General features: G+C 60.5%; 18 protein-coding genes. 11 read left to right on the plus strand and 7 right to left on the minus strand.

Annotated elements, in window-relative coordinates; genetic code table 11:
• Window positions 1–2 precede the first annotated feature (2 nt).
• Together ACMGF7_RS12215 and ACMGF7_RS12220 are read right to left on the minus strand one after the other, a co-directional pair.
• The gene (locus ACMGF7_RS12215) at window positions 3–434 is read right to left on the minus strand and encodes a VOC family protein (protein ID WP_164095820.1); all 432 of its coding nucleotides are present in this window, start codon (window positions 432–434) and stop codon (window positions 3–5) included.
• A gap of 158 nt (window positions 435–592) precedes the next feature.
• Window positions 593–1,510 (minus strand): TIGR03571 family LLM class oxidoreductase, encoded by a 918-nt coding sequence (locus ACMGF7_RS12220; RefSeq protein ID WP_049240072.1) that lies wholly within the window; start codon window positions 1,508–1,510, stop codon window positions 593–595.
• 137 nt (window positions 1,511–1,647) lie between these two features.
• Between ACMGF7_RS12220 and ACMGF7_RS12225 the strand changes: the two genes are divergently transcribed.
• The 3 genes from ACMGF7_RS12225 (at window position 1,648) to ACMGF7_RS12235 (ending at window position 4,292) form a co-directional block, all read left to right on the plus strand.
• A complete protein-coding gene (locus ACMGF7_RS12225; RefSeq protein WP_154747461.1) occupies window positions 1,648–1,830 on the plus strand; it encodes a hypothetical protein in 183 nt (60 codons plus the stop codon).
• A gap of 350 nt (window positions 1,831–2,180) precedes the next feature.
• The gene (locus tag ACMGF7_RS12230) at window positions 2,181–3,446 is read left to right on the plus strand and encodes an MFS transporter (protein WP_420286445.1); all 1,266 of its coding nucleotides are present in this window, start codon (window positions 2,181–2,183) and stop codon (window positions 3,444–3,446) included.
• Between the two features lie 36 nt (window positions 3,447–3,482).
• Window positions 3,483–4,292, plus strand: coding sequence for a MoaF C-terminal domain-containing protein (locus ACMGF7_RS12235; RefSeq protein ID WP_049240070.1), 810 nt, complete (start codon window positions 3,483–3,485; stop codon window positions 4,290–4,292).
• Window position 4,293: 1 nt separating this feature from the next.
• On the opposite strand, the gene lldD is transcribed toward ACMGF7_RS12235, so the two are convergent.
• The 3 genes from lldD to ACMGF7_RS12250 form a co-directional block, all read right to left on the minus strand.
• Window positions 4,294–5,433, minus strand: coding sequence for an FMN-dependent L-lactate dehydrogenase LldD (lldD, locus tag ACMGF7_RS12240; RefSeq protein WP_033632193.1), 1,140 nt, complete (start codon window positions 5,431–5,433; stop codon window positions 4,294–4,296).
• Between the two features lie 42 nt (window positions 5,434–5,475).
• Entirely contained in the window at window positions 5,476–7,059 is a 1,584-nt protein-coding gene (locus tag ACMGF7_RS12245; RefSeq protein ID WP_164095817.1) for an L-lactate permease, read from the minus strand.
• Window positions 7,060–7,382: 323 nt separating this feature from the next.
• The gene (locus tag ACMGF7_RS12250) at window positions 7,383–8,303 is read right to left on the minus strand and encodes a LysR family transcriptional regulator (RefSeq protein WP_049240068.1); all 921 of its coding nucleotides are present in this window, start codon (window positions 8,301–8,303) and stop codon (window positions 7,383–7,385) included.
• Window positions 8,304–8,481: 178 nt separating this feature from the next.
• Between ACMGF7_RS12250 and ACMGF7_RS12255 the strand changes: the two genes are divergently transcribed.
• Complete coding sequence (locus ACMGF7_RS12255; protein ID WP_049240104.1) at window positions 8,482–10,134, plus strand: multidrug ABC transporter permease/ATP-binding protein; 1,653 nt, start codon at window positions 8,482–8,484, stop codon at window positions 10,132–10,134.
• A 391-nt stretch (window positions 10,135–10,525) separates the two neighbouring features.
• Window positions 10,526–10,636 carry a YmiA family putative membrane protein gene (locus ACMGF7_RS12260; protein WP_405050898.1) on the plus strand — a complete coding sequence of 37 codons (111 nt, stop codon included), beginning with the start codon at window positions 10,526–10,528 and terminating at the stop codon, window positions 10,634–10,636.
• A gap of 182 nt (window positions 10,637–10,818) precedes the next feature.
• Here the strand turns inward: ACMGF7_RS12260 and ACMGF7_RS12265 are convergent, their stop codons facing one another.
• Window positions 10,819–12,039 carry a CynX/NimT family MFS transporter gene (locus ACMGF7_RS12265; RefSeq protein WP_049240067.1) on the minus strand — a complete coding sequence of 407 codons (1,221 nt, stop codon included), beginning with the start codon at window positions 12,037–12,039 and terminating at the stop codon, window positions 10,819–10,821.
• A gap of 503 nt (window positions 12,040–12,542) precedes the next feature.
• Between ACMGF7_RS12265 and agaR the strand changes: the two genes are divergently transcribed.
• The 6 genes from agaR to agaF are packed head-to-tail and all read left to right on the plus strand — an operon-like array spanning window position 12,543 to window position 17,223.
• A complete protein-coding gene (gene agaR / locus ACMGF7_RS12270) occupies window positions 12,543–13,316 on the plus strand; it encodes a transcriptional repressor AgaR (RefSeq protein ID WP_004931804.1) in 774 nt (257 codons plus the stop codon).
• Window positions 13,317–13,339: 23 nt separating this feature from the next.
• Complete coding sequence (locus ACMGF7_RS12275) at window positions 13,340–14,623, plus strand: D-tagatose-bisphosphate aldolase, class II, non-catalytic subunit (RefSeq protein WP_197799246.1); 1,284 nt, start codon at window positions 13,340–13,342, stop codon at window positions 14,621–14,623.
• 1 nt (window position 14,624) lies between these two features.
• Window positions 14,625–15,101 carry a PTS N-acetylgalactosamine transporter subunit IIB gene (gene agaV, locus ACMGF7_RS12280; protein WP_004931808.1) on the plus strand — a complete coding sequence of 159 codons (477 nt, stop codon included), beginning with the start codon at window positions 14,625–14,627 and terminating at the stop codon, window positions 15,099–15,101.
• A 14-nt stretch (window positions 15,102–15,115) separates the two neighbouring features.
• A complete protein-coding gene (gene agaW / locus ACMGF7_RS12285; protein ID WP_015378935.1) occupies window positions 15,116–15,895 on the plus strand; it encodes a PTS N-acetylgalactosamine transporter subunit IIC in 780 nt (259 codons plus the stop codon).
• Entirely contained in the window at window positions 15,885–16,778 is an 894-nt protein-coding gene (locus ACMGF7_RS12290) for a PTS system mannose/fructose/sorbose family transporter subunit IID (protein WP_015378934.1), read from the plus strand. The genes agaW and ACMGF7_RS12290 overlap by 11 nt, the downstream gene beginning before the upstream one ends.
• A gap of 10 nt (window positions 16,779–16,788) precedes the next feature.
• Window positions 16,789–17,223, plus strand: coding sequence for a PTS galactosamine/N-acetylgalactosamine transporter subunit IIA (gene agaF, locus ACMGF7_RS12295; protein ID WP_049240063.1), 435 nt, complete (start codon window positions 16,789–16,791; stop codon window positions 17,221–17,223).
• 36 nt (window positions 17,224–17,259) lie between these two features.
• Here the strand turns inward: agaF and ACMGF7_RS12300 are convergent, their stop codons facing one another.
• Window positions 17,260–18,987 carry an ABC transporter ATP-binding protein/permease gene (locus ACMGF7_RS12300; protein ID WP_197799244.1) on the minus strand — a complete coding sequence of 576 codons (1,728 nt, stop codon included), beginning with the start codon at window positions 18,985–18,987 and terminating at the stop codon, window positions 17,260–17,262.
• Between the last annotated feature and the right edge of the window lie 148 nt (window positions 18,988–19,135).

Raw genomic sequence — 19,135 nt, forward strand, 5'->3', positions numbered from 1 at the left:
GCTTATTCGTCCGCGCGCGGCCGGTGATGCACGTATTCGATAATCGTGCCGTCCGGCAGGCGCGCATTGAAACAGGCGCCGGTGGGCACTTCCACCGGGCCAAAGAAGATATCGGCCCCGGCGGCCAGCAGCCGCTGGTGGTAAGGATAAATGTCATCGACCAGCAACGTGCCGACGGTGCTGCGGAAAGGACGCAGGCTTTCTTCCGAGCCTTCCAGGATCAGAAACGGCCCCACCGCCGCCAGCACCAGCCGATGTTCGGGAAAGTCGAAACGCATATCCGCTTCCACGCCGTGCAGCCGCTCGTAAAACGCAATGACGCGGTCAATCTCGCCTTCGTCGACGTAGACCCGGATCAGCACGCGCGGCTCGCGCAGCGATGAAGAGTCGGCGGTTTTGCGCCAAAAGCCCGCTTCTGTCAGTTTTGCCGTCATTGCTCATTCCTCATGGTGGCTCGTTTCCCCGTCATCATGCCGCCGTTTGGCCGCAGGGATTAGACTGAGTTGTTATGAACTAGCAGCGGCGGAAATAAAAAAGCCCCGGTAACGGGGCAAAGACCCGCTCAGGTCGGAATAGCGGGCTAAAGCGGGCGTCAGGCGCGATGGAATTCCGGCAACACCAGTTGACCGATCTCCTGCATCGTCTCTTTCAGCGGCCGCTGGTTGCGGCGGAAATGCAGGCCGATGTGGTTGACCCCGGCGTCACGCATGGCGCTCAGTTCCTGAATCAATCCATTGCGGCCGCTCTTGATGCCGAAGCGATGGCGCTGAATCGGCGCGTCGGCGTTATCGGTGAGGTCGAGATGAATAAAGCTGACGTAGGGCTTGTCACCGGCTACGTTACGCCAGAGTTTGACTCGCGAAACGTGGTCCGCAGGCGTGCCGGGATATGACAGCCAGCCATCCATATTTTTGCCCACCCACTCGGGCGTTTGTTGCGCCAGCCCGGCGACCAGCAGCGGCGGCGGCGGCGTGGCCGGCAGCAGGCGCAATCCGGGCTGTAGCGCGCTGTCGGCTTCACCTTTGAGAATGCCGACGCTGGTGCGGAAGTTTTCACCGCGCGCGGCGTAATCGGCGCCGAACAGCGGGTACTCCACGGGGCGATCGCCGCTGGCGACGCCGAGCAGCAGACGATCGCCGCTCAGCGTTTGCAGCGTGGAAGCCGCTTTGCGCACCAGCCAAGGCTGGCGCAGCGGCAGCACCACGGCAGCGGTGCCCAGCAGAATATTACGCGTCAGGCTGGACAGGTAGCCGAGGTAGGTAAAGGTCTCAAACACCTGCGCGGCGTCGCCGAAGTCAGGATCGTACAGCGGCACGTCGCGAACCCAGGCGGCGCGAAAGCCGAGCTCATCGGCCAGCTTGATGCGCGCAGCGTGTTCACTCATGTCCGGCACGCCGAACGGCCGCCCGTCCTGCTGGCGTTTCAGCTGCCCGCTGGTGGACCAATCATTGTCCAACGGCAGCTCAATGCCGATGGAAAGCGGCTCCCGGGTTAGTCTTTCGATGCTCATGTGTCACTCCGTCTCAGGCCTTGCGGCGCGGTGTCGAACGATGGCACGAAGTGTTGCATGGCGATTAATTGAGATAAACAGCCCTAATCGCAATAGATAATTGCTGTTGCGAGCATAATTACCTTGCAGGATACGGCATGATTGCCGTGATTTACGTCACGCTCTGCGCTTTTGCTATTGTCCAGACGGGGTTATATAACCCCGCCGTTGGCCTTTCCCTCGTAAGAGTTAGTTTTTTCTGCGGCCTTAAAATAAAACTAGATGATTCAATAGATAAAAATGGCTCTGAAGCGCGTGCGGGGATCATTCAATGCCGATGAAAAATTAATAAACCTGAAGCGTCATCGATGGGATTATTCGCAAATAACGCGCAAACAGGCTTTTTTTAATCGCAAGAAAGTACCGGACATTATTTTATATGTATCAAGAACAGAAGGATAAATAACCTGAAGGTGATAATGCGATATTGAAATAGTACCCGTTCAGAATTTCATTTGTCTCTCGGAGAGCGCCGGTTGACAGACCGCCGGCTTGCGATAATTTTATGTCATTAACATGTTAATGAGTTGTTGTCGTGACGGAGGGCCAATTTCTCTCTTGGCCGAGCGCTTAACACACTTATGCCATGGCGGGTCGCCATTCATAAGTTAACTTATGGACAAATGACGCTATGAATACATCGCCAGAGCCTCGCAGCGCATTAAGTGAAGAGAACCGGTTGCTGATTATTTTATTTTTCGTTTTCGGCTGCGTGTTTGTCGACCGTCTGACCATCTCGTTTCTGTTTCCGATGATTGCCGCCGACCTCAAGCTCAGCAACGTGCATCTCGGCACCCTGTCGGCGGTGCTGGCGTTAACCTGGGCGCTGTCTGGCGCCGGGCTGGGGGCGATAGCCGATCGTTTTAATATCCGTAAACCGATGCTGATCCTGTCGATCCTGGTGTTTTCGCTGTTCTCCGCGCTGTCGGGGTTGGTCAGCGGCTTTGCCATGCTATTGATCTTCCGGGCGTTGATGGGGATCGCCGAAGGGCCGGTATTGCCGATCGCACAGTCGTTGATGGTGGAAAAATCGCAGCCGCAGCGCCGCGGTTTCAACATGGGATTGATCCAGGGCGCGGCGCCGGGATTGTTGGGCGGTATTATCGCGCCGCCGCTGATCATCTATCTGGCGCAGAAGTGGGGCTGGAGCATGGCGTTTCACCTGACCGCCGTGCCGGGCATCATTCTGGCGTGGCTGATCTATCGCTATGTGAACGGCAAGAAGGATCCCGATTTCAGCGCCGCGCCGGCGGCCGACAAGGGGACGAACAAAGGTGCTTACGGCGAGCTGTTCAAAATCAAGAACGTGGCGCTGTGCATTCTGATCTCCTGTGTGTTCGTCACCTGGTTCATGATCATCATTACCTTCACCCCCAACTTTTTGGTGACCGACCGCGGCTTCGGCGAAGGCACGATGGGCGGCATCATGAGCGCCATCGGCGCCGCCTGGGTGTTCTGGGGCGTGGCGGTGCCGGCGATTTCCGATCGCTTCGGCCGCAAGCCGACGCTGATCTTCTTTTCGCTGCTGGCGGTGTGCTGCCCGCTGTTTTTGAGCTACGTCGATAACCCGTGGCTGCTGGGCGTGCTGGTGTTCCTGTCTTATACCGGCCTTGGCTGTTTCACGCTGTTTATGGCCACCATCCCGTCTGAAACGGTGTCGCCGGCGCGCATCGCTACCGCGTTGGGGCTGGTGATGGGGATTGGCGAGGTGATTGGCGGCTGCCTGGCGCCGTTTATCGCCGGGCTGATCGCCGATCGCTACGGGCTGGTCAGCGTGATGTGGCTGGCGGCCGCCGGCGCCGTGTGCGCCGGCGTACTAAGTTGTTTTCTCGATGAAACTGCTCCTGCCGTGGTGAACCGCCGAGCGGTGAAACCGGCGGGCGTCGCCGATGTCTGAGGCGGTTTTCATCCCATTCAATCAAGGAGAGCGAAGATGTCAGCAGAACCATCCGTACTGAATCAAAATGCCGAACCGGACTGGAAGAATTACGACGATTTCGCGCGCGGCATCGACACCAACCGGCTGCCGGGCACTCAGGACTGGCGCGGCAAAACGTTGCAGATCGCCTTTGAAGACGGCGGGGAAATCACGCTGCGTTTCAGCGCCGATCGGCAGCGGGTGCTGTGGGCCTGGGGCGGGGAGAGCGGCGAGGACGCTTACGAAGAGGTGCAAACCTCCGCCGCGCGCTATTTCTTCAATATTCCGCTGCAGACGCCGGGCAACGAATGCCTGACGCTGGTGCTCAACCGCGACAGCGGCCGGGCGCTGCTGGTGCGCAGCACGTTGCTGCCCGAGCAAACGGTGGAAAAGGGATCCCGCCTTAAGCAAAGCTTCCACGTTGGGCAGATTGCCGGCGTCACGCCGGGCGGCGTCGCGCCGCATCTGACCCGCGAGCTGATCGGTTATCGCACGCTGAATGTCTACAGCCCCAACCACTATTACGAACACTTCTACGTCAACACCGAGCGCTACGCCTGGCAAAACCTGCGCGGCGAACAATTCGGCCACGGCGACATGGACTACGCCACTTACTACAAGTTTGAGGACGAGATGTTCCTGTTCACCTTCCGGGAAAAGATTATCCCGGTGTGCTCGGTGTTCTTCTTCGACTTTGTCTCCGGGCGCTGCACCGGCACCTTCCTCGGGTTGGACGCCGCCGGCCGGGTGTTGGTGTCACCGGCCGGGGCGTTCATCAGCAAGATGAGCTACAACGCCTACCCGGAAGGGGTACAGCCGCTTTGATTCAGGCGTTTCTGACCAGCGATCCGGCGTTGATCTCCGCAATGGTTTTCGCGCCGGTGAGCGTCATGGCGACGCGCATCTCTTTGTCGATCAGATCCAGCAAGTTAGCCACCCCGGCTTCGCCGGCCGCCGCCAGTGCATAGACGAAGGCGCGCCCCAGCAGCACGCTGTCGGCGCCCAGCGCGATCATGCGCACCACGTCCAGGCCGCTGCGGATGCCGGAGTCGGCCAGCAGAGTGATGTCGCCTTTCACCGCGTCGGCGATCGCCGGCATGGCGCGCGCGGTCGACAGCACGCCGTCCAGTTGGCGGCCGCCGTGGTTGGAGACGATGATGCCGTCGGCGCCGAAGCGCACCGCGTCTTTGGCGTCTTCCGGATCAAGAATGCCTTTGATGATCATCGGGCCGTCCCAGAATTCGCGGATCCACTCCAGATCTTTCCAGGAAATCGACGGATCGAAGTTGGCGCCCAGCCAGCCGATGTAGTCTTCCAGGCTGGTCGGTTTGCCGCGGTAGGCCGAGACGTTGCCCAGATCGTGCGGCTTGCCGAACAGGCCGACATCCCAGGCCCACTGCGGATGGGTAAACGCCTGCAGCACGCGGCGCAGGGCGGCGTTAGGGCCACTCATCCCCGAATGGGCGTCGCGATAACGGGCGCCCGGCACCGGCATGTCGACGGTGAACACCAGCGTTTTCACGCCGGCGGCCTTGGCGCGCTCCAGCGCGTTGCGCATAAAGCCGCGATCTTTCAGCACGTAGAGCTGGAACCACATCGGCCGATCGATCGCCGGCGCCACCTCTTCGATCGGGCAGACCGACACGGTGGACAACGTGAACGGAATGCCTTTTTTGGCCGCAGCGCGCGCGGCCTGCACTTCGCCGCGGCGGGCGTACATGCCGGTCAGCCCCACCGGCCCCAGCGCCACCGGCATCGCCAGCTGCTCGCCGAACAGCGTGGTCTCCAGGCTGAGTTCGGACATATTGCGCAGCACGCGCTGGCGCAAGGCAATATCGGCCAGATCCGCGGTATTGCGCTTCAGCGTATGCTCCGCGTAGGCCCCGCCGTCGATGTAGTGAAACAGAAACGGCGGCAGTTTGGCCTGGGCGGCGGCCCGGTAGTCGGTTGACGCTGAGATGATCATAGTGTTTACCTTCTTGTCTTGCTTGCGATAACGAGTTGTCGGTCAGAGCGTGAGGATCGCCGCCATACCGGCCGCAATCCCGCCGTACGCCAGCATCGGCAGTACGGTCTTTCTGATGATTTTGCCTTCGGCGTTGCCGATCCCGAGGATCGAACAGACCGCGATAATGTTGTTCAGGCACACCATGTTGCCCATGGCGCCGCCGACGGACTGCAAGGCCAGCGTCAGGTTGACGTCGAGGCCGCTGCTCTGGGCGATCGACTGCTGAATACCGCCGAACGTCAGGTTCGAAACGGTATTGGAGCCGGAGAAGAACGAGCCCAGCGCGCCGAGGAACGACGAGAACAGCAGCCAGCTGCCGCCGGTCAGCGCCGCCAGCGCTTTACCGATCAGGATCACCGGCGCGTTGTCGCCGCCCTGCATCATCAGGTTGACCATCACCAGCGCGCCGAACAGGGCGATAAAGGGCCGCGCGATGCGCCCGCCGGTTTCGCTGAACATTTGCCACATCTGGCCGCCATTCAGACGGAACAACGGAATGCACAGCAGCACCACCAACAGGAACGGGATCAGCGCCGGGACATACAGCGTTTTGTAGCCGGCGGCGGCGGAGGTGCCCAGCACCTGCTGCAGTTCGACGATCAGCGCCCGGCTGATGCGCAGCTCTCCGAGCCAGCCGAGGTTTTCCCGCCACAGCAGCGCGGTGTTGTTGAGCAGCGCTTTGAGGCCCAGCTGGTGGACGCGCGTCACTATCAGAATAGCAATCAGCAGCAGGGTCGGGGTCATGGCCTTGACCACCTGCATGAACGGCACCGCCTGCCCGGCGCTCTGCGGTTTGTCGCCGCGGGCGAGGCCGATTCCGCCGCGCGCCAGCAGCACCGAGAGCGCCAGGCCGATTGCACCGCCGACCAGCGCCGGGAACTCATAGTTCACCTGGGCCAGCAACAGATAGGGCACAGTGCAGCTCAGCACGCTGAGCAGGATAAACGGCAGGTTGCGGCGGATATCCCGCCAGGAAACGATAAAGCGCAGCGCCAGCAGAGGAATGACGAAGCCGGCGACGAAGTGGATCAGCGCGGTTTGCCGGCCGATCTCCAGCAGGCTGGCGTCCGACAGGCCGAGATTGGCAAAGCCGAACCAGGTAGGGGTGCCCACGGCGCCGAAGGAAACCGGTACCGAGTTCATCACCAGCGTCAGCAGGGCGACGCGCAGCGGGTTGAAGCCCAGCCCGATCAGAATCGGCGCGGCGATGGCGGCCGGGGTGCCGAAGCCGCTGGCGCCCTCGATCATAAAGGCGAACGCCCAGCCGATAATCATCAGTTGGGCCACGGGATTGGGGCTGATGGTTTCCAGCCAGCGGCGCACCACGTTTTCCGCGCCGCTTACCTGCATCAGTTTATTGAGCAGGATGGCGCCGGCAATGATGGTGATCGGCGTCAGCGTCGACACCAGCGCGGTGATGATATTGGCATGCAGCAGCCGCAGCGAGGCATCGAACCATAGGAGCTGTACGACATACACCACGGCGGCCGTCAGCGGCAGGGCGAGGTAAGAGGGCACGCCATTCCTTTTGGTCATCATCCAAATCAGCAGGACGATGGGCGCAATACTGAAAAGCAGGGGCATAAGATCCTCAGGGTTATTATTTTTATGGGCAGAGATATGTAGCTGAAAGGTTAATTACCGCAACATTTTCATTCTAATCACAACGTTGGCGACGATGCCATGCGGTAATTTTTTAACATCGGCGAACGGCGCCGGCGGTGGGAAACTGGCCGGCAGGAGGCGTTAAATTAACTGCTTTAAAATCAGTTTGATAGGAAGTAATTTTGTGTGATGAATGCGTGAGTTCACATTAATTAAGCGGTAATGTTCAATAGTTCATGTCCAAAAATGCGGTAATCCCCGCGTCTTTTTACGGCCGCAGGGAAATAATCAGAGCAGGGATCTCAAAAATAATGGCTGATATTTTGGTAGGAACCGATGATATGTTCGATCAGCAGACGGGTTTTTAACGGCAGATTGCGGGTGTAAGGATAAACGGCGTAAATGCCCAGCACTTTGCCGCAGTGGCCGGCCAGGATCTCCATCAGTTTACCGTCCTGCAAATCTTCATACACCATGCATCGCGGCACCATGGCGATGCCGTGGCCGCCGATCACCGCTTTGCGGATCGCCCGCGCATTGTTGGCCGACAGGTTGCCGTTAACCTGCAGCTCGTAGATGTCGTTGCGCCCCGGCCGCTTCATCAGCCAGTTGGCGGTGCCGCTCTCCTGGTAGGTGTAGGTCAGGCAGTTGTGGCTCAGCAGATCGTCGGCGCTGCGCGGTTCCGGGTGGCTTTCCAGGTAGCCCGGCGAGCAGACGATCACCCAGCGGGAATCGAAGATCGGCCGGGCAATCAGGCTGGAATCCGGCATGGTGCCGGTACGGATCGCCAGATCGATGCCTTCTTCCACCAGATCGACGAAGCGGTTTTCCAGCCGCATTTCGACCTTCAGGCTGGGATGCTGGGCGCAAAATTCCGCCACGCTTTCGCTCAGCAACAGCTCGCCCGAAATGGTCGGCACCGACATACGGATGGTGCCGGTCAACTCTTCGCTCTTTTCGCTGACGGCGTACAGCGCCTCCTGCACTTTGGCGCCGATCTCTTTGGCCTGCTGGTAGAGCGCCTGGCCGCTTTCGGTCAGCGTCAGGCTGCGGGTGGTGCGGTACAGCAGGCGGGCACCCAGCGATTTTTCCAGCCGCCCGATGCGTTTGCTGACCACCGAGCTGGTGATGCCGGCGCTCTCCGCGGCCTTGCTGAACGAGCCGCAGTCGACAATCAGGGCAAACAGAATCAGGTCGTTGGCGTATTCGTGAGTGGCGAGCATAATCGGCTGTTCCCTTCAGCGGCAAGTGGCGCCAGTGTAAGTCTCTCGTTTCAATAAGCAATCATCAAAATGCCCTTGGCGTCGAATTCAGAGGCTGCGCGAGCAATGAGAATTCGTCTTGATCTCATTCTCGCGCCGCTTACAATGCCTGCCAGATCGCGACTTCAGAGGTTTTTTCATGGAACTGCTACGGGTGGTTTATCACCAGTATCGTTGGCCATTTCTGGCGGTTATGGCATTGACCATGACCAGCGCCGGCTTGGGTATCGGTATCATTGCGTTTATCAATCAATACCTGATGGACGCCGGCGGCGATGCATTGGCTGTGCTGCCGATGTTTCTCGCTCTGCTGGCATTGCTGATGGCGGTCACGCTGGGATCGCAATTGGCGCTGACGACATTGGGCCATTACTTCGTCTACCGCCTGCGCGGGCAGTTAGTGAAGCGCATCCTGGATACCGATATTGAACGCCTTGAACAGTTAGGCAGCGCCTCATTGTTGGCCAGTCTCTCCAGCGATGTCCGCAATATCACCGTCGCCTTCGTGCGCTTGCCCGAACTGGTGCAAGGGGTGATTTTAACTCTGGGATCGGCGGCCTATCTGGGGTGGCTATCACCGAAAATGCTGGCGGTGACGGCGGTGTGGGTCGCGGTCACCGTGGTGGGCAGCGGTTGCCTGGTCTCGCGGGTTTATCGCCATATGGCCAGTTTGCGCGAGTCGGAAGAGCGCCTCTATCATCATTACGAATCGGTGATTGACGGTCGCAAGGAACTGACGTTAAACCGCAAGCGAGCGCAGGCGCTGTACGAACAGACCTATCAACCCGATGCGCAAGCTTACCGCCACCATATCATTCGCGCCGATACCTTCCATCTGAGTGCGCTCAACTGGTCAAATATCATGATGTTGGGGGCGATCGGACTGGTGTTCTTTATGGCTAACAGCCTGGGATGGGCGAACTCGGCGGTGGCCGCCACGTATTCCCTGACGCTGCTGTTCTTGCGCACGCCATTACTGCAGGCGGTCGGGGCGTTTCCGACGCTGGTCAGCGCCGAAGTCGCTTTCAACAAGCTGAAGACGCTGCGCCTGGCCGAGTACCAACCGGCGTTCCCTGCCGCCGTCGGCCGTTCCTGGCAGACGCTGGAGCTGCGCGACGTGGTTTTTCACTATGCCGATACGGAGCAACAGCCCGGTTTTGCCGTCGGGCCGCTTAATCTGACGCTGCGGCGTGGCGAGCTGATCTTTTTGATCGGCGGCAACGGCAGCGGCAAGTCAACGCTGGCGATGCTGTTGACCGGGTTGTACCGGCCGGTGAGCGGGCACATCGTTCTGGATGGCGTCGCGCAGAGCGCGGCGGATATGCCGGACTATCGTCGGCTGTTTTCGGCGATTTTCACCGATTTTCATCAGTTCGATCGTTTGCAAGGGCCGGAAGGCGGCGAACCCGATGCGGAACTGGTCGCCGGCTGGCTCGAGCGGTTGAATATGAAAAGCAAGCTGCAGTTCGACGGCGCCAGGGTGACCAACCCGCAACTGTCGCAGGGGCAGCGCAAGCGTCTGGCTTTGCTGCTGGCCGTGGCGGAACAGCGCGATATCTTGCTGTTGGATGAATGGGCCGCGGATCAGGATCCGCAATTCCGGCGCATTTTCTATCGCGAGCTGTTGCCAGAACTGCGCGCGCTGGGCAAAACGGTGTTTGCCATCAGCCATGACGATCACTATTTCGAACATGCCGATCGGCTGCTTGAGATGCGCTCGGGTCATTTACGTGAGCTGACCGGCAGCGAGCGTGAACACGCCAGCCGGGATTCCGTCAGCAGAATCGGTTAACTCGCGCCGGCCCGAGCGAGACCAACGCGGGCCGGTGCTTCTCTCCGTATGATCCCAGTGCGTCGCTTCATTTTATCCCCCGCCTTCAGCGCTGTCTGTTGCCGATTTGGCTTATGACCAGTCAAATAATTGATAGTTGAATTATTTACCAGTGGTTTAATTTTGACCTTTCAAGGTATGGCACATTGCACGTTCGTTCGCCTATCAATTCAAGTTATCGCCTGCCGATAACAGTGATATCCACGGTGCCGTTCTTACTGAGGCGGTGATGCAGGTCTATGGTTATCAGCTATTTTTTAAATTTCCATAGGAAAAAATGACTTTATCGATCGTTAAAACAGATCAATAATTGTTATTTGAATGGTTTAATCTATTAGTTGAGGGCGCTGTGGTGAGCAAGGATGGATCGGATATCAAACGTAGAGCATGGCTGTGTGTGTTTATCGGTAGCGGGCTGTTCTGGCTGTTAACCGTCGCCGTGATTTACTGGTTACTGAGTTAGCAGGTTAAGCAGGAAGGCGATTCGTGAACAAAAAGCAGGCTAAAAACCGTGAGGGCGCTGAGCGTCGCGCACAGTCCAAAATTCCGCCGTCATGGGAGCTTAGCGATGAGCAGTGGGCCTTTATTGAAGACTTGTGGCAGGATGCCGACTCTGAGCAGGCGCGACCCCATCGCCCAGCGGCGTTAGCCGATCACGCGGCTGCGGCCGGCCAGCGCGCCGAACAGCATTTGCAAGACGGTCAGGCCCAGCAGGGCGATCAACGGCAAGCGCCAGCCTTCCGTCAGATCGTGCAGCAGGCCGAATAGGGTGGGCCCCAGCGCCGCCAACAGATAACCGACGGATTGCGCCATACCCGACAGCAGCGTCGCCTGATGATGATGCTGACTGCGCAATCCAAAGAACGACAGCGCCAGCACCAGCGAACTCCCCGCCCCCAACCCGGCAAACGTCAGCCACACCAGTGAACTGGCGGGTTGCACCAATAATCCCCCGACGCCGATGAAGATCAGCAGCGAACTGCCCAACGCTATCGCTCGCTGATCGCGCGCCCGCGGCAAAATCACCACCATGACAAAGTTGGCGACGATCGCCACCACCTGGTAAACGAACAGTTCGAAACCCGCCTGCTGAGCGGAGGTGCCGTGGCTGGCGGCAAAAGCGCTGAACCAGCCGATGATGGTGTAGAAGGCGATCGATTGCAGCCCCATGAACATCGCCACTTGCCAACCCAGCGCGCTGCCCCAGGGAGAGCGATAGCGTTGCGGATCCGTCGGCTGCGGCCCTTTAGTGGCGGGTGTGGCGGAGCGCCGCAGCTGCGGCAACCACACCAGCAGCGCCAACAGCGCAGGCAAGCCCCAGCATAACAAGGAGAACCGCCAGCCAAGGTCGGCCAGCGAAGCCAGTGGCACGGCTAAACCGGAAGCGATGGCGGCAACCAGCGACATCACCGCCGCATAGGCGGCGATCATCGCGGCGGCGCGATGTGGGAAATCTCTTTTCACCAGCGTTGGCAGCACCACGTTGGCGAAGGCGATGGCGGCGCCGATCAGGATGCTGCCCGGCCATAGCATGACGTCTTGCGGCAGGGAGCGCAGGGCGATGCCGCAGATCAGCAGCGCGAGGGCGAGGCCCAGGGTGCGCTCGATACCGAGGCGTTTCGCCAGCGCCGGGGTCAATGGCGAGAGGATGGCGAACAGGATCAGCGGCAGCGAATTGATCAGGCCGGCGGCGGTGGCGGACAACGCCAGCTGTTGCTGGATCTGCTCCAGCAGCGGGCCGACGCTGGTCAGGGCGGCGCGCAAATTGGCCGCGATCAGCATAATGCCGACGATCAGCAGAATAGGGCGGTGTAACCGGCGACGCGGGGTCGCGGTGGACGCTGGGGGTGAAGCGGGTTGCGGCATGGGTTCCTCGCACCAGGGCATGCAGTCAATCAGTGCTGCATGGCGTGATGCGTTGATTGACGTTAACGCTTACGTACCGAAAATCGACGGTATCCGTTCGCCAGTGTAGGGAAGATGTCTCGTGCTGACAAGGGGACGGCCCGGCGGGATGGTGGCGGTTAATCCCCGCCGGCCGACGGATAATTGCCATTATGTGATCCTGGTCACTGAGTGAACTAAAAGTCATGGCGCGGGGCGCACCATGCGCCGCTTTCGCTTTCCGTGCAGCCCACGCCTCAGCGCTCCGGGGGTTATCGCCCGTCATGGCATTTCACTTTTTCCCCCTTCCGCTTTTAGGCTTTTCGATCCGTTTCGATTCGAAAGGTTTTTTGGCGGTTTTTTTGCTAAAACGGGGCTGTAAGCCCGATCACAATTTCATTGCTTTCGCTTTGCTGTAATGCCAGCGCAGTAGAGCGAAAGCCATCTTCTCCCCGGCGATGCCGGAAACCTGAGGACCGCAGCTCATGCCAGTGAATACCGCAAAGCGACGTGAACACATTATCGATCTGTTATGCGAACACGGCAGCGTGCGCGTGGAGCAGCTCAGCAAACAGTTTGCGGTATCCACGGTGACGATCCGCAACGATCTGCGCTTTCTGGAACGAAAAGGGTGTGCGCTGCGCGCTTACGGCGGCGCGATGCTCAATCAGCAATTCGCTTTCGATCGGCCGCTGCGGGACAAAGGGCGGTTGAATCGCGACGTCAAAACGCTGATCGCCAACGCGGCGGCCGGCTATGTGCGCGACGGCGATGCGCTGATCCTCGATTCCGGTTCAACCACCGCGCAGATCGTGCCGTTTCTGAAGGGACGGCGCGATCTGGTGGTGATGACCAATGCGCTGAACATTGCCTACGAGCTTTCGGGAAACGACGGGGTGGAGGTCATGGTGCTGGGGGGCAGCGTGCGCCGCAACTCTTACTCGCTCTACGGTCCGGCTGCCGAGCAGCAATTGCGTCAGTACCGCTTCGACAAACTGTTTTTGGGCGTCGACGGGTTCGATCTGAGCGCCGGCATCACCACGCCTCACCCCGGTGAGGCGCACCTCAATCGCGTAATGTGCGAGGTGGCGCGCGAGATTATCGCGGTGGCGGATGCCAGCAAATTCGGTCGCAAGAGCTTTTGCATGATTCGCGAAGCCGGACAAATCCATCGGCTGATCACCGACAGCCGTCTTCCGGACGATTACGAGCGGGCGTTAACCGAGCTGGGCGTTGAGGTCATCATCGCCGATCGGTAGCACGGCGCCTGCATGGGGGCTTCATGCAGCAGTTGTTACAGCTTGTCGAGCAGCACAAGGCCGGTATGCCGGTCGGGATTTTTTCCGTCTGTTCCGCCCATCCCTGGGTTCTGAAGGCCGCGCTGCGGCAGGCTAAAAGCCGCGGCACGCCGGTATTGGTGGAGGCGACCTCCAACCAGGTCAATCAGTTCGGCGGCTATACCGGCCAAACGGCGGCCCAGTTCCGCGATGCGCTCTGGCGTCTGGCGGATGAGGTTGGCCTGGCGCGCGAGCGCGTGTGGCTGGGCGGCGACCATCTGGGGCCCAACGCCTGGCAAGATCGTCCGGCTCAGGAAGCGATGACGCTGGCGGAAACCTTGATCGACGATTACGTTCGCGCCGGATTTCGCAAAATTCACCTCGATTGTTCCATGTCGTGCGCCGATGATCCCTCGCCCCTGGGAGATGCGGCGGTCGCCGAGCGGGCGGCGCGTTTGTGCGCGGTAGCGGAACGCGCCTGGGCGCAGAGCGGCGGCGAAGCGCCGGTCTATGTGATCGGCACCGAGGTGCCGGTGCCGGGCGGCGCGCAGGAGGCGTTGGCGGGCCTGCAGGTCACCACGCCGCAGGCGGTGGCGCAAACCCTGGAAACACACCGTATCGCCTGGCAAAAGGCCGAGCTGAACGATGCCTGGCAGCGAACCATCGCGCTGGTGGTGCAGCCGGGCGTCGAGTTCGATCACCACAGCGTCGAACGTTACCAGCCGCAGCGCGCCGACGCACTGAGCCATTTCATCGAACGGCAGCCGGGCATGATCTATGAAGCGCACTCCACGGACTACCAACCGCCGCAGGCCTATCGCCAGCTGGTGCGCGATCATTTCGCCATTCTGAAGGTGGGGCCGGCGCTGACCTTTGCGCTGCGCGAAGCGCTGTTCGCTCTCGATCGCATCGAACGCGAATGGCTGGGGGAACGCCAGTCGGCGCAGCTGTGCGCCACGCTGGAGCAGGTGATGCGCGAGCAGCCGCAGCAGTGGAGCCGCTATTACCACGGCACGCCGCACCAACAGTACCTCGATCGCCACTACAGCCTGAGCGATCGGGTGCGTTACTACTGGCCGCAGCCGCAGGTGCAGCAGGCGGTCGACGGCTTGCTGGACAACCTGCGGCGCAGCCCGGCGCCGCTGGCGCTGCTCAGCCAGTATCTGCCGGAGCAGGCGCGGGCGCTGAACGCCGGCGAATTGAGCGCCGATCCGCAGGAGTGGGTGCTGCACAAAGTGACGCAGGTGCTCGACGATTACCACGCCGCCTGCTATCCGGAGGGCCGCTGATATGCCGAACATTTTAATGACCCGCATCGACAATCGCCTGGTACATGGCCAGGTGGGCGTGACCTGGACCAACACCCTTGGCGCCAACCTGGTGGTGGTGGCCAACGACGAGGCCGCCGCCGATCCGGTGCAGCAGAACCTGATGGACATGGTGGTGGCGGAAGGGGTGCAGACCCGTTATTTCACGCTGCAGAAAACCATTGACGTGATCCACAAGGCGGCGGATCGGCAGAAGATCTTTCTGGTGTGCAAAACGCCGCAGGACGTGTTGACGCTGGTGCGCGGCGGGGTGCCGATCCGTTTCGTCAACGTCGGCAATATGCACTTCGCCGAGGGAAAGCGGCAGGTGCACAAAACGGTGTCGCTGGACGACGGCGACGTGGCCGCGTTCCGCGCGCTGGCTGAACTGGGCGTGGAGTGCGAAGTGCGTCGGGTGCCTGATGAAGCGGGCGAGGCGATCGGCAAACTGCTCTTTTGAGCCAGGGGGAAAGCATGTTGACGGATGCGTTATTGATTGCGCTGTTGGCGGGGTTGGCGGGTGTTGACCTGTTCGACGGTCTGACCCACTTCCACCGGCCGGTAGTGATGGGGCCGCTGGTGGGGCTGATTTTGGGCGATGTCTATACCGGGTTGCTGGTGGGCGGCACGCTGGAGCTGGTGTGGATGGGGATGGTGCCGCTGGCGGGCGCCCAACCGCCGAACGTGGTGATCGGCGGGGTGATCGGCACCGCATTCGCCATTCTGACCAAGGCCGATCCTAAAGTGGCGATCGGCGTGGCGGTGCCTTTCTCGATTGCGGTGCAGGGCTGCATCACGCTGCTGTTTACGCTGTTTTCACCGATGATGCACCGCTGCGATCGCATGGTGAAAGCGCTGAACTGGCGCGGCATCGAACGGGTGAATTACCTGGGCATCAGCATTCTGTTCATCTTCTATTTCGTGGTGGCGTTCCTGCCGATTTACTTCGGCGCCGATGCGGCCAGCGCCATGGTGCAGAAGGCGCCGGGCTGGCTGCTGGACGGGCTGGCGGTGGCGGGCGGCATGATGCCGGCGATCGGTTTCTCGCTGCTGATGAAAGTGATGATGAAAAAAACCTACGTGGCCTATTTTATCCTCGGTTTCATCTCGGTCACGTTTCTCAAGCTGCCGATCCTGGCGGTGGCGCTGGGGGCTCTGGCGATCGCTCTGATCGACTTCTTCAACACGCAACGCGGCGCGGCAGAGGCAACCACCCGGCCCGCTCCGCAGGAGGACGCCGAAGATGGCATTTAACGATTCCGACGATCTGCTGGCGCAAAAAGCCGAGCAGCGTATGGCGCAGGCGCTGGCCACCAGCCAGGTGGAACAGGACGATTATCTGGACAGCCAGCCCGCCGAAGCGCTGACGCGCGGCGACATCAACCGCATGGCCTGGCGTTCGCTGCTGTTGCAGGCGTCGTTCAACTACGAGCGCATGCAGGCGGGCGGCTGGCTGTATCAGCTGATCCCCGGGCTGCGCAAGATCCACCGCAACCCGCAGGATCTGGCCAACTCGATGAAGATGCACATGGAATTTATCAACGTGCACCCGTTCGACGTCACCTTCCTGTCCGGTTTGGTGTTGGCGATGGAGCAGAACAAGGAGAAGATCTCCACCATTCGCGCAGTGAAAGTGGCGCTGATGGGGCCGCTCGGCGGTATCGGCGACGCGCTGTTTTGGTTGACGCTGCTGCCGATCTGCGCCGGTATAGGCGCTTCGCTGGCATTGGAGGGCAGCCTGTTCGGGCCGATCGTCTTCCTGCTGCTGTTTAACCTGTTCCACTTCGGCCTGCGCTTCGGGCTGGCGCACTACGGCTATCAGGCCGGCACCAGCGCGCTGGCGCTGTTGAAGACCCATACCCGGCGTATTTCTCACGCCGCTTCCATTGTCGGCATGACGGTGATTGGCGCGCTGGTGGCCTCGTATGTGCATCTGTCCACGCCGCTGGTGATGCATGCCGGCAAGGCCAGCGTGGCGCTGCAGACCGACGTGCTGGACAAGCTGATGCCCAACTTGTTGCCGCTGTGTTTCACGCTGCTCATTTTCTTCCTGATGAAGCGCGGATTCTCGCCGGTGAAGCTGATTGGCGTCACCGTAGTCATCGGCGTGGCGGGCAAATTTATCGGTATTCTGTGAGGAGCGGGCTATGCCAGGCATTGTGATTACCGGCCACGGCGGCTTTGCCACCGGGCTGTTGCAGGCGGTGGAACAGGTGGTGGGGCCGCAGCCGCACTGCGCGGCGGTCGATTTCCCCGAACAGATGAGTACCGCGCAGCTCAACGACGCCCTACGCTCGGCGCTGGCGGCGGTGGCGCAGCCGGACGGCGTGGTGTTCCTGACCGATATGCTCGGTGGTTCGCCGTTTCGCAGCGCCTGCGAGCTGGCGGATGCGCAGGGCGATTGTGAAGTGCTCACCGGCGTCAATATGCAGCTGGCGGCGGAAATGATGCTGGAGCGCGATGGACTGAACCTGGATGAATTTCGCGAGGTGGCGCTGGCGTGCGGTAAACGCGGCCTGACCAGCCTGTGGCATGAGCGTCGCCGGGTGAAATGCGAAGACGTGCAAACCGACGGCATCTGAACGAAAACCGGGCGCGGGCGCGCCCGGCTCCGTGAGTTAGGCCGGCAGCGGGCTCAGCGCCAGGCGCGCCGGTTGATCTTCGCTGCGGCTGAAGCGCCAACAGGTCTGGTGGTACTTCGCCACGCTGTTGCGATGCGCCACGCTGATCAGCGTCACGTCCGGCAGTTCATCCACCAGCAGGCAGTACATCAACTGTTCGGTTTCGTCGTCCAGCGCGCTGGTGGCCTCGTCGAGGAACAGGATGCTCGGGCGAATCAACAGGGCGCGGGCGAACGCCAGCCGCTGTTGCTCACCCGGCGACAGGCGATGGCTCCAGTTGGCGGCGGTATCCAGCCAGCGCTGCAGATGTTTCAGGCGGCAATTTTCCAGCACCCGCATCAGCTGCGCGTCGCTGTATTGTGTCGCCTGGCTCGGGTAGCTCAACGCTTCGCGCAGCGTGCCGATCGGAATGTAGCTGCGCTGCGGCAGGAACAGCGTGTTGGCGTTGGCCGGCAGCCCGATGACGCCCGCGCCATAAGGCCAGATACCGGCGATGGCCCGCAGCAGCGTTGACTTGCCACAGCCGGAAGGGCCGACAATCAGCAGGCGATCGCCGCGTTGCAGCGTCATCTCGGCGCCGGCCAGCAGCGGCTGGCCGTCGGGCAAGTGCAGGCTGAGGTTGCTCAGCGTCAACGGATGGGCGGCGTCTTCCCGCAGCTGAATGCCGCGCGGCTGATGATGCACCTGATCGACGGCGGCGTTGAAGCCGGCCAGACGGTTGACGCAGGCTTTCCAGGTCGCCAGATCGCTGAAGGCGTCGATAAACCACGACAGCGCACCCTGCACCTGACCGAAGGCCGAGGAGATTTGCATCAGGCCGCCCATCTGAATGGCGCCGGAGAAGTAGCGTGGCGCCGCCACCAACATGGGAAACACGATGGCGAACTGGCTGTAGAAGTTGGTGGCGATGTTCAGCCGCCGGGTGATGCGCATAATTGCCCACCAGTTGTTGCGAATGGTGTCGAAACGATCGCCCAGCTGCTGTGCCTCGCGAGGTTCGCCGTGGTACAGCGCGATGGCGTCGTTGTTTTCGCGGATGCGGATCAGGCCGAAACGGAAGTTCGCCTCGTACCGTTCCTGATTGAAGCCCAGCATGACCAGCGGTTTGCCGACCCACCAGATCAGCAGCGATCCCAGCACCGCATACAGCAGCGCGAACCACACCATATAACCGGGCAGCGTGATGGCGTGCTGGCCGAGCGCGAAGGTCATCGGCCCGCTGACGTGCCACAAGATGTCGATAAAGGAAAACAGCGTCACCAGGCTGGAGAGCAGCCCGAGCGACAGCGACAGGGTATATTGGGTCAATACGTTGAGATCTTCGGCGATACGCTGATCGGGGTTATCGACGATCTGCTGCTGCTCGGTGTGATAATACGCCTGGTGCGCCAGCCATTTCCCCATGAACTTTTCCGTCATCCAGCGCCGCCAGCGCATCTGCAGCCCCTGAGTCAGGTAGATCTTGTAGACCGCCAGCACGATGAAGATCAGCGCCAAATAGGTAAATCGCCACAGCTGTGCCTTGAATACCGGGTAGTTTTTGTTCTGCAGCGCATCGTAGAACACCTGGTTCCACTGGTTGATCAGCACGCTGATATAGACCAGGCCGAGTGACAGGATGACGATGGCGATCAGCATCATCCAGGCGCGCCATCGCTCCTCAGACACCCAAAAGGGTTTGATCAGCTGCCAAACGGCGTGTTTCTGCAAGGGGGTTGCGTTCATAACGGCTCGATAATTGCGGTATTTCGTTCAGCATGGGCCGCGGGCCGGTAACAAACAAACTGCGACTGTAAGCAGTTTTGACCTCGCTAACCGTTTGAAATAAGGCGGTTGAATCGTCAGCGGTGCGCAGATGGGCGCAATTGCGGCA

The organism is Serratia sp. BNK-17, assembly GCF_048684935.1.
Classification (GTDB): domain Bacteria; phylum Pseudomonadota; class Gammaproteobacteria; order Enterobacterales; family Enterobacteriaceae; genus Serratia; species Serratia nematodiphila.

Excerpts from the sequence above, each read along its gene's own strand:
- ACMGF7_RS12215 (WP_164095820.1), bottom strand. The coding sequence starts at position 434 with ATGACGGCAAAACTGACAGAAGCGGGCTTTTGGCGCAAAACCGCCGAC.
- ACMGF7_RS12220 (WP_049240072.1), bottom strand. The coding sequence starts at position 1,510 with ATGAGCATCGAAAGACTAACCCGGGAGCCGCTTTCCATCGGCATTGAG.
- ACMGF7_RS12225 (WP_154747461.1), top strand. The coding sequence starts at position 1,648 with ATGATTGCCGTGATTTACGTCACGCTCTGCGCTTTTGCTATTGTCCAG.
- ACMGF7_RS12230 (WP_420286445.1), top strand. The coding sequence starts at position 2,181 with ATGAATACATCGCCAGAGCCTCGCAGCGCATTAAGTGAAGAGAACCGG.
- ACMGF7_RS12235 (WP_049240070.1), top strand. The coding sequence starts at position 3,483 with ATGTCAGCAGAACCATCCGTACTGAATCAAAATGCCGAACCGGACTGG.
- lldD (WP_033632193.1), bottom strand. The coding sequence starts at position 5,433 with ATGATCATCTCAGCGTCAACCGACTACCGGGCCGCCGCCCAGGCCAAA.
- ACMGF7_RS12245 (WP_164095817.1), bottom strand. The coding sequence starts at position 7,059 with ATGCCCCTGCTTTTCAGTATTGCGCCCATCGTCCTGCTGATTTGGATG.
- ACMGF7_RS12250 (WP_049240068.1), bottom strand. The coding sequence starts at position 8,303 with ATGCTCGCCACTCACGAATACGCCAACGACCTGATTCTGTTTGCCCTG.
- ACMGF7_RS12255 (WP_049240104.1), top strand. The coding sequence starts at position 8,482 with ATGGAACTGCTACGGGTGGTTTATCACCAGTATCGTTGGCCATTTCTG.
- ACMGF7_RS12265 (WP_049240067.1), bottom strand. The coding sequence starts at position 12,039 with ATGCCGCAACCCGCTTCACCCCCAGCGTCCACCGCGACCCCGCGTCGC.
- agaR (WP_004931804.1), top strand. The coding sequence starts at position 12,543 with ATGCCAGTGAATACCGCAAAGCGACGTGAACACATTATCGATCTGTTA.
- ACMGF7_RS12275 (WP_197799246.1), top strand. The coding sequence starts at position 13,340 with ATGCAGCAGTTGTTACAGCTTGTCGAGCAGCACAAGGCCGGTATGCCG.
- agaV (WP_004931808.1), top strand. The coding sequence starts at position 14,625 with ATGCCGAACATTTTAATGACCCGCATCGACAATCGCCTGGTACATGGC.
- agaW (WP_015378935.1), top strand. The coding sequence starts at position 15,116 with ATGTTGACGGATGCGTTATTGATTGCGCTGTTGGCGGGGTTGGCGGGT.
- ACMGF7_RS12290 (WP_015378934.1), top strand. The coding sequence starts at position 15,885 with ATGGCATTTAACGATTCCGACGATCTGCTGGCGCAAAAAGCCGAGCAG.
- agaF (WP_049240063.1), top strand. The coding sequence starts at position 16,789 with ATGCCAGGCATTGTGATTACCGGCCACGGCGGCTTTGCCACCGGGCTG.
- ACMGF7_RS12300 (WP_197799244.1), bottom strand. The coding sequence starts at position 18,987 with ATGAACGCAACCCCCTTGCAGAAACACGCCGTTTGGCAGCTGATCAAA.